This is a genomic window from Acinetobacter sp. 22323 (assembly GCF_052044895.1).
GTDB classification, from domain to species: Bacteria; Pseudomonadota; Gammaproteobacteria; order Pseudomonadales; family Moraxellaceae; genus Acinetobacter; species Acinetobacter schindleri.
This window is the reverse complement of the sequence record NZ_JBQEOL010000032.1, coordinates 1-11,972: the sequence shown is the minus strand read 5'-3', so window position 1 is coordinate 11,972 and position 11,972 is coordinate 1. Positions and strand designations below refer to the sequence as shown.

The window sequence follows — 11,972 nt, the reverse complement described above, 5'->3', positions numbered from 1 at the left end:
GGTAATCCCCCCTAAAAATAATAGGATCTAAAAGTAGAATTTTCTCTTAAGATACGAGCAGGAGATTCTGCATGAAAACATCTAAATTTACTGACAGTCAGATCATGTCCATCTTGAAACAGGCAGAATCTGGCACACCTGTAGCGACCCTTTGCCGTGAACACGGCATGAGTAATGCTACCTTTTATAAATGGCGTGCCAAATATGGTGGTATGGATACATCATTAATGGCTCGACTGAAAGAGCTAGAAGCCGAAAATACCAGACTTAAAAAGATGTATGCGGAAGAGCGATTAAAGGCCGAAATCATCCAGGAAGCGATGGCAAAAAAGTGGTAAAGCCATCTTGCCGGCGTAAGATGGCACAACAGGCAGTTGCCCAGCATGCCATTAGTATTCGTTTGGCTTGTAAAGCATTTGGCATTAGTGAAACCTGCTACCGCTATCAAGCCAAACTCAGCGATGACAATGCACTCATTGCTGAACAGCTCATTGAACTCACTGAGGAAAATTCCGATTGGGGCTTTGGTTTGTGCTTCTCGTATTTACGGCATGTTGAGAGTTGCTGCTGGAATCACAAGCGGGTTTACCGCATTTACTGTGAGTTGGCACTGAATCTGCGTATTAAACCGAGAAGAAGACTAAAACGGCATGCGCCTGAACCATTGAAGGAACCAATCCGAGAAAATCAGGTTTGGTCATTAGATTTTATGCATGATCAGCTTTCCGATGGTCGCAAGTTTCGATTATTGAATGTGATTGATGATTACCGCCGCGAAGGCCTAGCCATTGAAGCAGGGTTCTCAGTGCCCACAATCAGGGTTATTCGTACGTTGAATCAATTGCTGGAGTGGAGAGAAAAACCGTTAGTGATCCGATGCGATAATGGTCCCGAATTTATCAGTCACGAATTTGTGCGCTGGGCGACTGAGCACGGTATTCGTATTGAATATATTCAACCGGGTAAGCCACAGCAGAATGCGTATATTGAACGCTATAATCGGACCATACGTTATAGTTGGCTGAGCAAGCATTTATTTGATACTTTGGATGAAGTACAAGATTATGCAACAAACTGGTTGTGGCATTACAACCATGAAAGACCACACCAAGCAAACAAAGGAAGGCCACCTCTAATGGCTGCTTAACCTCTACTTTTAACTTCGGTTATTTATGGGAGGATTACCGGGGAATGCCTATTGCAGAATTAAGGCATTTAACAGGAAGAATTGGGGAACTTTATGTAGCTATGATGACCTTAGGACAATTAGCTGATTCAGTTAATCAGAGAGGTTATGATGTAGTTTCCAGTACTGGACGGCTTTGTTGCACAAAGATATCATAACTATATGATTTTAAAAGTTTTGATTATTTTTTGATCCAAAATTAAATTTATTTAAATCAGATGCTTACATATTTATGCAACAAAGCCTCATTTTAAGGGATGTTATCAAGTGCTACAAAATTTTTTTGAAAAGAGTAGATTTTTAGTTATTATAGTTATTATAAATTGCATACTATCTTCTATTTTTTTATATTTATCAACTATATATCTTCTAATTGATGCAATAATTTTTATTATAAAAAATATATATGCAACTAATTTTGAAGTAAAAATAGTTGTTGTTAAATTTTTAAAAATCCTCGATGTCTCGTTAATTGCTATTACATTTCATTTAATTTCAGCAGGTTTTTATAAATTATTTATTCGACAAGCTATTTTTGACAATAGTTCTTTTCTTAAGACACTATCAATTAATAAGTTTCATGATCTAAAACTTATTATATTACATGTATCTATTATAGTTATAGTCATCTTGTTTTTAGAAGATCTTGTTGCTTTTGGTGGAACTTTAGCCAACTTATATGCTGGTATTTCTTCTAGCCTAGTCATATTAGCAATAATTTTTACTTGTAAGCTATTCGATAATGATCATCACAAAGACGATGAATAACTTAAATCGCAAGGACTCATTTATAATTACTCTTTTATTTGAGCATTTAATTGAAGTTAAGATTAGAGATCGTCATGTATTGAGAAAAAATGTCTGATTCAAACTTCACTAAACTCAAAATTGCGTCAAAGATTGCAGCTTCAAATAGAAATACTGTACTCTTTCTTTAATCAAAAAATCTCCGACAAACCCGGTACGGTTCAAGTATAAGCAGAGGGAAACTATGGATGTTCTATTTTCGAATTTTTTAGATAAACCTGTTTGGATGTGGATTTTCTTTATCCTTATTGTACTTGTCCTGCTTATTCTAGATCTTGGAGTATTTCATCGTAAGGTAAGAGAGATTGGTGTTAAAGAAAGCTTAGCACTATCAGCATTTTATATTACATTAGGTTTACTTTTCGGCGCATGGGTGTGGTGGTATCTCGGACCCACGGCAGGGATTAACTATGTAACCGGTTTTGTAATTGAAAAATCATTAGCGATGGATAATATCTTTGTCATTGCAATGATTTTTTCATATTTCTCGATACCAAGAATTTATCAGCATAGAGTCTTATTTTGGGGAATTATAGGTGTAATTTTTCTAAGAGCTATCATGATTGGCGTGGGCGCAACACTGGTCAGCCAATTTTCATGGGTTCTTTATATATTTGCAGCCTTTCTTATTTTTACAGGGATAAAAATGTGGCTAAGTGTTGATAAAGAATATGAAGTCGGAAATTCTCCTATTTTGAACTTTATTAAAAAAAGATTTCGTGTCACTGAGCAGCTTCATGCAGAGAAGTTCTGGGTGAAAAAGATTGATCCAAAAACTAACCAATTAACCTGGTTTATGACACCACTTTTTCTAGCCTTGATCATGATTGAATTTGTAGATCTGATCTTTGCAATAGATAGTGTTCCTGCGATTTTTGCGATTACGACAGATCCATTTATTGTTTATACTTCAAATATTTTCGCAATTTTGGGATTACGTGCTTTATATTTTGCCCTATCAGCAATGGTCGACCGCTTCCATTATTTGAAGTACGCATTAGCAGTATTGTTAGTCTTTATTGGATCAAAAATTTTTATAGCTGATGGATTAGGTATAGCAAAAATTCCACCGCCAGTCTCCCTTTCGATCACGTTCATCATCTTGTTTACAGGAATTCTATACTCTCTTTGGAAAACAAAAGATCAAAGTACTCATAGGTAAAAATTACAATCCTTTAAATAATTAATAGCTACCAATAAAACAGTGGCTGTTAATTATTCTGATTATAAGTTTTCCTAAAATTAACATAATACACCTTATATGAAACACTTTATATTTATCATTAAATTTCAGTATATTAGATTAAGCCGCTCTAGGAAGTAAGGCACCAGAGCGGCTTTTTATTGATTATTCATGTTCCACGCTTAAAATTCGAACAGTGTTTCATGATTTTTATAAGTTAAACTAAATTTAGTTGCTAATCCCAATAAGCTATTCACTAACTTGTAAATATCGGTATACCGCCTGACGACTAATCCCAAAAGCTTTCCCTAATGCCATTTTCGATGGATACTTCCCCTCCTTCCATGCTTGTCGTAAAGCTTCAGCTTGGTCAGGCTTTAGTTTATGCACCCGACCTTTGTACTTCCCCTGAGCAGAGGCGAGTTTTATTCCTTCCTTTTGCCGCTCTAAAATGATCTCACGTTCGAACTGTGCAAAAGCACCCATCATTTGAAGCATCAAATTATCCATCGGGGTGGATTCGGCTGTAAAAGTAATATTTTCTTTTACAAACTGGATGGCGATCCCTCGTTTGACCAGTTTATCTACTTCAGTGACCAAATCTTTTAGGCTTCGCGCAAAACGATCCATTGAATGTACAATCACCCTGTCCCCTTCCCGGACATAGTTCAACATTTCCTGAAATTTAGGTCGGTCAGTATTTTTACCTGAAGCACGGTCAACAAAAATCCGGTCGACCTCAATTCCTTCAAGTTGACGTCCAGTGTTTTGCTCGACAGAACTTACCCGGACATACCCTACTTTTTGGCCTTTCACTTTTTCACGCCCCAATTGGATAAAAATGAACAATTTCGTAAATTATAATTCTTTAACACTAAAGTTACATGTTACTTATGATTAAAAATCATTTAAATGATACATAATTTCATGAACTTTCAGATTGTAACTTTAGGGTATACTTTAAAGTTGCACAAAACATCTATATGAAGACTAAAGTCCAAATTAGTGTTTATGTTGGTTCAATGTATTACATTTCGTATTTTCTATTTGTAACGTAATTTCAGTAATATTATGATTATGTTTTAGAACTTCTAAGGCCTTTTGATAGAGTTGATCTGTATTGCTATTCGGAGCAACCAAATGAGCAGTTAAATGAATATTTCTTGAGGATATAGCCCAGACTTTCAACTGATGAATCCCTTCAACGCCCTCTAGCTTCAATAAATCATTTCTTAACGACTCAATATCAATCTCATCAGGAACTCCTTCAAGCAGAATATGAATACTTTGTTTTAATAAAATCCAAGTTCGAGGTAAGACCCAGAAGCCAATTAACACAGCGATTACGGTATCAACCCACATCCACTGGGTAAAATAAATAACTATTCCTCCGATAATCACGCCTATCGATCCTAGAGCATCACTAAGAACTTCTAAATATGCACCTTTTATATTTAGACTTCCTTCAGCACTAGCAGAAAGGATTTTCATTGAAATCAAATTTATGACCAAACCAATGACCGCGACAATCATCATTCCAACACTTTGAATTTCAGCAGGATTCGTAAAACGTTGATAAGCTTCATATACAATATATATTGCTACCACAAAAAGCATCACCGCATTAAACAGAGCCGCTAAAATTTCAAATCGCTGATAGCCAAAAGTTCTTTTATCATCTGCGGCTTTTTTACCAATTTTGATAGCGGCAAGAGCAATAGCTAAAGCGGCTACATCAGTAAACATATGAGCTGCATCAGATAACAAAGCCAAACTTTGGGTAATAAAAGCAGCGACAACTTCTACTATTAAAAAAGTAGTCGTTAAACCTAAGGCAACCATTAACTTCTTACTATTTTCTTCAGTAACAACCGCATGGCTATGATCATGATGTTCTGACATAAAATATTTTCCTTATTCTATTTATGATGAGCAGAGATATTGGATAACAGCCAATATCTCTGCTGTAAATCGACTAATCTATTGGATTAAGAAACTTTCTTTTCATTTATCCAACGATAAAGCACGGGTAACAGCACCAAAGTTAGTAATGTTGAAGAGATAATCCCGCCAATCACTACGGTTGCCAGTGGCCGTTGAACCTCAGCCCCTGTTCCGGTTGCCAGCGCCATTGGTACAAAACCCAGTGAAGCCACACAAGCTGTCATCAACACTGGTCTTAAGCGCAAAATAGCCCCTTGCCACACGGCTTTATGCACTGGATATTTGTCCCTTAATTCCTTAATAAAGGTCAGCATTACCAGTCCATTGAGGACTGCAACACCAGATAAGGCAATAAAGCCAATTCCAGCTGACATCGATAATGGAATATCCCTTAGCCAAAGGAACAGCACACCACCGGTCAAGGCAAAGGGTACCCCGGTAAAGACCAATAGACTTTCTTTGACATTGTGAAAGACCGCCATCAGTAAAATAAAGATAGTGATTAAAGCCAGTGGAATCACGATTTGCATCCGTGCTTTGGCTGAAGCCAAATTTTCAAACTGACCGCCATATTCTATCCAATAACCACTTGGCAAAGTGTATGCTTTGAGCTGTGTCTGTACATCAGAAACAAAAGACCCTAAATCACGCCCTTCAACATTGGTTGTGACCACAACTCGGCGTTTACCATTTTCTCGACTGACTTGGTTGATTCCTTCAATGGTCGAGACTTGCGCGACATCCGACAATAAAATACTGCCACCATTTGGAAGCTGAATAGGCAACTGGGAAACAGATGCGACACTACGGTCTTGCTCTCCAAGACGTATAACAAAATCAAAACGACGATCGCCTTCTAAAATCTCTCCCACGCTTTGTCCACCAATACTGGTTGCCACAAGGTCTTGAATTGAACGCACACTCAAACCATATTGTGCAGCCAAAGTTTTATTTACCTCGACATTCAGTAATGGCAAACCTGAGGTCTGCTCAACTTTCACGGCACTGCTACCCGATATTTGCTGAATGATTTTGGAGATTTTAGTCGCCTCAGTATTGAGGACATTCATATCATCACCGAAGATTTTCACACCAACATCACTACGCACACCTGAGATCAATTCATTAAATCGGAGTTCAATCGGTTGTGAAAATTCACTATTATTGCCTGGAATCGTGGCTAAATACGTCACCATACGGCCACGTAATTCATCTAAACTTTCTTTAGGATTTGGCCATTCTGAACGAGGCTTTAACATGATATAGCCATCTGAAATATTGGGTGGCATGACATCTGTTGCAACCTCGGCTGTACCCGTTCTGGCAAATACTGCCTTAATTTCAGGGAAACTCTTTAAAAGAAGTTTTTCAGTATTCTCCTGAATACGTAAAGACTCTTCTAAGCCTGTACTTGGTGAACGTAACTGTTGTACCGCAAAGTCTCCTTCACTGAGCTGTGGTGCAAATTCACTGCCGAGTTTGGTACTGATAAATCCCGTAATCACTAATACACACAGTGCAAAAGTCAGCACAACTGCTTTGTATTGATACGAAATATCAAGAGTTTGCTGATATTTAGCTTTTAGCCATAACATCCAACGACTTTCTTTTTCTTGAATATCGCCTTTGACCCACAATGCCACAGCAGCAGGCACAAAGGTGATCGATAAAATAATGGCTGCAACAAGGGCGAGTACCACTGTCAATGCCATCGGATGGAACATTTTTGCTTCCACACCACTTAAAGCAAAAATCGGCAAATACACCACCAAAATAATAAGCTGACCAAAAATAAGAGGACGACGTGCTTGGCGGGCAGCCAGAAAAACTTCCTTAAAGCGTTCACTTTGTGTGAGAGGTCGTTTTAACAGTTGCTGTGTATGGGCTAAACGCCGGATACAGTTTTCGACAATCACCACAGCACCATCGACAATGATGCCGAAATCGAGTGCACCTAAACTCATCAGATTGGCACTGATATTTTTCTGTGCCATCCCGGTTAAGGTAAACAGCATAGAGAGTGGAATGACACAGGCAGTAATCAAGGCAGCACGGATATTCCCTAAAAACAGGAACAGAATGATGATGACCAGGATTGCTCCCTCTACCAAGTTTTTCTGAACGGTTTTAATCGCCTTCTCAACCAAGGTAGTACGGTCGTACACCGTTTCAATCACTACCCCTTTAGGCAAACTATTCTGAATATCTTGAAGCTTGGCATCCACAGCTTTAGAAACAGTCCGGCTATTTCCACCCATCGCCATCATGGCAACCCCTAAAACGGTTTCTTTGCCGTTATAGGTTGCCCCACCGGTTCTTAAATCATGCCCAATAGAGACTTGCGCAATATCACCAACCCGAATTGGGCTGCCATTTGGGCTACCCAGCATGGTGTTCTCAATATCAGAAAGCCCATTGAATGCACCCGGTACACGTACCGTCAGTTGCTGACCATTGTCTTCAATATAACCTGCACCTCGGTTCTCATTATTTTGCGCTAAAGCCTGTTGCAGTTGTTCTAATGAGATATTCAGTTGCTGCATCCGGTTTAAATCGGGAGAGACCACATAGGTTTTTTCAAAACCACCAATACTGTTGACCTCTGCAACTCCCTTAACACGTTGCAGTTGAGGACGCACAATCCAGTCCTGAATCTCACGCAAATCCATCGGCGTGTATGCAGTTCCATCCGGCTTTTTCGCATTCGGATCTGCCTTCAGTACCCATTGATAAATCTCACCGAGACCCGTAGAAACGGGGGACATCGTCGGTGCGATTTGTGCAGGCAACTCAGATTGCGCCTCCTGTATCCGTTGGTTAATCTGCTGACGGGCCCAATAAATATCAGTCCCATCTTTAAAGACAATGGTGACTTGAGAGAGTCCATAACGGGATATGGAACGGGTAAGCTCCAGATCCGGAATGCCAGCCATGGCATTTTCAATGGGATAGGTAATCCGCTGTTCGACTTCAAGCGCAGTAAAACCCTTGGCTTGAGTATTAATCTGGACTTGGGTATTGGTAATATCGGGTACAGCATCAATCGGGAGTTTCTGATAGCTATACACCCCGACCGCAATCCAGGTACAGACAAAGAGCAACACCCAAATCGCATTTTGTATGGAAAACTGAATGATTCGTTCGAATAAACCTTCTGGTTTTGGCAGATCAGAATTAATGTTCATGGCCTGCCTCGTCTTTTTCTAATTCAGATTTCAACAAGAAACTGCCTTGAGCGATATACTTCTGCCCTTCAGTCAGCCCAGAAATCACTTCAAGCCATTGTCCATCACTTGAAGCCTGCCCCAATTGCACTTTCTGTGCTTTTAAGTGGACTTGACCTTTTTGTTCTGAATCTACGATGAAAATACTGTCTTCACCTTCAATACTTTGCAGCGCAGACTTTTGAATCCGAAGGGCTGATTTTGCTGTAGCTTCCGGAATCAACACTCTCACTAGCACATTAGAACGCAACTCAGTAGCTTGCGCATCGAGTTTTGCGCGCACCACCAGACGCCCTGTTTGTACATCTGCCTGAGAGGTTAAGCTTTGTACAGTAGCTTTATAGATTTGATCTGAATCATTCACTTTAAAGTCAATTTTTTGCCCGGCTTGCAGTTGACCTGAGAATTGATTCGGCAAATTAAACTCAAGCCATAAATCTTTCAGCTGTTCAATGACAAAGAGCTGATTAGCCAGTTGCACATTTTCACCGACCACAATATCTTTTTGACTGATCACCCCAGAGATCGGTGCTTTAATCAGAAAACGCCCATTGTTATTGCCACTTGCACCTAATGCATTTAAACGTGCTTGTGAGGACTGGACAGTAATCTGCGCTTGACGGTAGGCATTTTCGGCACGCTGGTAATCCTGTTTGGCAGAAATCCCCTGTGACCAGAGTTGCTGTTCGCGCTGGTAATCTTTACGGGCCAAATCCAGATTCACCTGTGCCATACGCAGATTTGCCTGTTGGTCGATCAGTTCAGGCACGATTAGTACAGCCAGCGTTTGTCCTTTTTGCACGCTCTGTCCTAAAGCCACATTGACCTGCTCGACATGACCACTAAAATTAGGCGATATATGCGCTTGTTGATCGGTATTCACCACCAATTTACCTGGCAGGGTTGTCAGCTTTTCAACCAATCCTGTGGATGCAACAGCAACTTTTAAACCTTGTTCAACCATTTGTTGGCTGGTCAGTTGTATTTCGCCTTCTTCAGCATGTCCTTCTTCAGAACTATCTTCATCAGAATGTTCGGCATTTCCCTCATCATGACCATGCCCCTCAGATTCAGTTTTTTTTGAACTTAACCAAATAACCAGACTGACCAAGACCGTAATCAGAATCAAAATTGCAATCATGAGAGACTGGGATATTTTTCCGTTTTGCTTGGCGTTCATTTTATCGTGCTCCCCCATTGATTAAATTTTGCGATGCTTCGACTGCCTTTTTATTCAGTTGTGTATAGGCATCCGAACGGCTAATTTCTTCATAACTTGTGCCAATACTGAGTGCCTCAGCTGCGAGGGCAGTTTGCCAAGCTTGACGTAGAATTTGTAATTGACCCAATCGAAGATTCTGCAGTTGGGTGGTTGCTTGCTGAACGTCGGTAATGGACAGTTTCCCTGCCTGAAACCCTTGTAAAGTACGGCTCTGAACTTTGGTCGCCAAAGTAACTTGTGCTGTTGTGGCATCGAACTGGCTACGTAAACCTTTGAGCTGATGCATGCTGTTGGCAATATCGAGTATTTGTTGCTTCAGCTCACGCTGCTGCTGTTGGTTCATCAATATTTGCTGTTGCTGGACCATCGGGATCGCATATTGCTGGCGGTTGAAAATATTCAGTGGAATAGCCACGCCGATTGCCAAAGTCGTATCGTTGCTTTCATTAGGGGTTTTGCTACGATTCATGCCTACATTTAAAGTCGGATTGGGACGTGCCTGAATTCTTAAATTTTCAATTTGATGATCCGATTGCTGAATGTTCAAGGCATAGAGTTTTTCTAGCCACCCTTCAGCAATATACCGTTGCACAGTTTGGAGACTTTGCTCTGGCCAAGGGATAGCGGTTTTATTCAATTGAAGATGTGAAGATGTTTCTCCCCCCCACAAATTAGACAGCTGACGACCGGCAGCTTGTTTATTCAGCATCGCTTGCTGATAAAGTCGTTGGATTTCTAGCGCTTCAATTTGGGTACGCTCAAAATCAACCAGGGCAATACTGCCTGCCTGATAGCGTTTCTGGGCACTGTCCAGATTGGCTTTACTTGTTTTTAACTGTACTGAATAAGCAGACTGCTCAACCTCAGCAAGTGCAAATTGCGACCATGCAAATTTAACAATCAGTTGGCTTTGTGCCTTCCATAATTGCTGTTGCAATTGGATTTGTTGATTCGAGGTATTGGCAATCACCCGGTTCAGCTTACGCTGACCAAATAGATCTAGAGGTTGACTAACGCCAACATTGAATTCCTGTTCTTGACCTGAGCCAAAGCCAGACTGTTCTAAACTTATACTTGGATTCTGCCATAACCGACTTTGCTGAATATTCAATTCAGATATTTGCTGAACTTGTTGCCACAGCTTGTCTTGAGTCTGGTAACTTTGTACTTTTGCTAAAGCGGATTCAAAGCTGGTAACGTTTTCAGCATAGCTATATTGCATAGCCGCTGCACATATACAAGCAACCAAGCTATGACGCAAGAGTATAATTGATTGTGAAGACATGATTTTTCCCACTTATTTAAATAATAAAAGTGGTGGGAATGTTTTAGGCTACCCCACCATGAGCGGGGAAAATTTGGGAGGTGGGCTTTGTTGAAACAAGTCAGGAGCCTGATAGCTGTTTTTCCAATGAAATTGTGGATTCACTTTAACTTCAGAGCTTGGATGAAACACATCTACTTTTTCATTTTGTACAATCAAATGCGTCATCGATGGTAGATGATCTTGATGATCTTCACCGATTTCTAAATCGCTACTGAATGTTTTTATGTTTTCTGACTGTCCATTATGATCGTGTTGACGACTATCGCTGGCACACAAGGTATTTTGGTGATGACCAAAATGATAACTCTGCTGTGATTGAGGCTGTTGTTCATGGACACAAAAGGCCGCCGCCACATTCCAAAAGCTTTGGAACATGAACAATCCAACCAAGACTGTAATCCATGTAGTAGAACGCATCATCATAACAATCGAAAAATTTGTACCAAGTATAAGGCTTAGAGCCACTCCAAGGTCAAGCTTAATAAATTAAATTAAACATTCAATGAACACTGAATAGCCGGCACTTTTGCAAATTTACCTTGTCTCTATAAGCTCACATCAATTTCAGGTAAGAATAACAATAGATAGTGAACCGTACCGGGTTTGTCGGAGACTTTTTATTTAAGTTAGGCCACCTGACCTAACGGGTTAATCTTATCATTGTACATTGCTTCAAACTCAAAAGGCGATACATTGTCAACGGCATTCTAAAATTGACCCCTTTTACCTTACAAATGGCAAAGTAAAATTGACCCCTGAAATCAGAGAAAGAGCGGTTCAATTACTAATTGAATCTGAAAAAGATTATCCTTCTACTTGGGCAGCAATCACAGCTATTGATCCTAAAATCGGTTGTACTCCTGAAACATTGCGTGTTTGGTATCAAAAATATTTAGATCAACAAAATCCTGTCAAAGTACAACAGATATCTGATCAAGAAAAAATGAAGGGTAATCCCCCCTAAAATACTAGGGCGTGTCCTCATTTGAAGAATTGGTTTTAAATACTTAAAATCCTCCTTTGAGTTATTTTTATTTCTATATTTTCAATGGCACGTACTCTTCTTACCGATGATATCT

General features: G+C 39.9%; 9 protein-coding genes and 1 pseudogene. 4 read left to right on the top strand and 6 right to left on the bottom strand.

What is annotated here, in order from left to right:
- The first annotated feature begins 71 nt into the window (after positions 1–71).
- The 3 genes from ACTJIX_RS14440 to ACTJIX_RS14430 all read left to right on the top strand — a co-directional run bounded on the left by ACTJIX_RS14440 (position 72) and on the right by ACTJIX_RS14430 (position 3,155).
- Positions 72–1,147, top strand: a protein-coding gene (locus ACTJIX_RS14440) for an IS3 family transposase (RefSeq protein WP_155757565.1) whose coding sequence is annotated in 2 segments (ribosomal slippage) — positions 72–324 and positions 324–1,147 — 1,077 coding nt in all. Because the reading frame shifts where the segments join, the coding sequence is not laid out codon by codon here.
- A 306-nt stretch (positions 1,148–1,453) separates the two neighbouring features.
- Positions 1,454–1,954: a YqhA family protein gene (locus tag ACTJIX_RS14435; protein ID WP_004889319.1), complete on the top strand. Its 501-nt coding sequence runs from the start codon at positions 1,454–1,456 to the stop codon at positions 1,952–1,954.
- Between the two features lie 223 nt (positions 1,955–2,177).
- The gene (locus tag ACTJIX_RS14430) at positions 2,178–3,155 is read left to right on the top strand and encodes a TerC family protein (protein ID WP_004761028.1); all 978 of its coding nucleotides are present in this window, start codon (positions 2,178–2,180) and stop codon (positions 3,153–3,155) included.
- A gap of 270 nt (positions 3,156–3,425) precedes the next feature.
- Here the strand turns inward: ACTJIX_RS14430 and ACTJIX_RS14425 are convergent, their stop codons facing one another.
- From ACTJIX_RS14425 to ACTJIX_RS14400, 6 genes are all read right to left on the bottom strand, one after another.
- Positions 3,426–3,992, bottom strand: a complete 567-nt coding sequence (locus ACTJIX_RS14425) for a recombinase family protein (protein WP_000678311.1) — start codon at positions 3,990–3,992, stop codon at positions 3,426–3,428.
- A 186-nt stretch (positions 3,993–4,178) separates the two neighbouring features.
- Complete coding sequence (locus ACTJIX_RS14420; RefSeq protein ID WP_005028603.1) at positions 4,179–5,078, bottom strand: cation diffusion facilitator family transporter; 900 nt, start codon at positions 5,076–5,078, stop codon at positions 4,179–4,181.
- Positions 5,079–5,164: 86 nt separating this feature from the next.
- The gene (locus tag ACTJIX_RS14415) at positions 5,165–8,305 is read right to left on the bottom strand and encodes an efflux RND transporter permease subunit (RefSeq protein ID WP_016658776.1); all 3,141 of its coding nucleotides are present in this window, start codon (positions 8,303–8,305) and stop codon (positions 5,165–5,167) included.
- Positions 8,295–9,524, bottom strand: a complete 1,230-nt coding sequence (locus ACTJIX_RS14410; RefSeq protein WP_016658777.1) for an efflux RND transporter periplasmic adaptor subunit — start codon at positions 9,522–9,524, stop codon at positions 8,295–8,297. The genes ACTJIX_RS14415 and ACTJIX_RS14410 overlap by 11 nt, the downstream gene beginning before the upstream one ends.
- Before the next feature lies 1 nt (position 9,525).
- Positions 9,526–10,851, bottom strand: coding sequence for a TolC family protein (locus tag ACTJIX_RS14405; protein ID WP_346799637.1), 1,326 nt, complete (start codon positions 10,849–10,851; stop codon positions 9,526–9,528).
- A gap of 48 nt (positions 10,852–10,899) precedes the next feature.
- Positions 10,900–11,310 (bottom strand): cation efflux protein, CzcI-like, encoded by a 411-nt coding sequence (locus tag ACTJIX_RS14400; RefSeq protein ID WP_211100789.1) that lies wholly within the window; start codon positions 11,308–11,310, stop codon positions 10,900–10,902.
- A 295-nt stretch (positions 11,311–11,605) separates the two neighbouring features.
- Between ACTJIX_RS14400 and ACTJIX_RS14395 the strand changes: the two are divergent.
- A pseudogene (locus ACTJIX_RS14395) lies at positions 11,606–11,842 on the top strand (hypothetical protein); the annotation flags it as partial.
- Between the last annotated feature and the right edge of the window lie 130 nt (positions 11,843–11,972).

Bases quoted from the DNA above. Each gene is read 5' to 3' on its own strand.
- ACTJIX_RS14430 (WP_004761028.1), top strand. From the start codon at position 2,178: ATGGATGTTCTATTTTCGAATTTTTTAGATAAACCTGTTTGGATGTGG.
- ACTJIX_RS14415 (WP_016658776.1), bottom strand. From the start codon at position 8,305: ATGAACATTAATTCTGATCTGCCAAAACCAGAAGGTTTATTCGAACGA.
- ACTJIX_RS14400 (WP_211100789.1), bottom strand. From the start codon at position 11,310: ATGCGTTCTACTACATGGATTACAGTCTTGGTTGGATTGTTCATGTTC.
- ACTJIX_RS14410 (WP_016658777.1), bottom strand. From the start codon at position 9,524: ATGAACGCCAAGCAAAACGGAAAAATATCCCAGTCTCTCATGATTGCA.
- ACTJIX_RS14420 (WP_005028603.1), bottom strand. From the start codon at position 5,078: ATGTCAGAACATCATGATCATAGCCATGCGGTTGTTACTGAAGAAAAT.
- ACTJIX_RS14405 (WP_346799637.1), bottom strand. From the start codon at position 10,851: ATGTCTTCACAATCAATTATACTCTTGCGTCATAGCTTGGTTGCTTGT.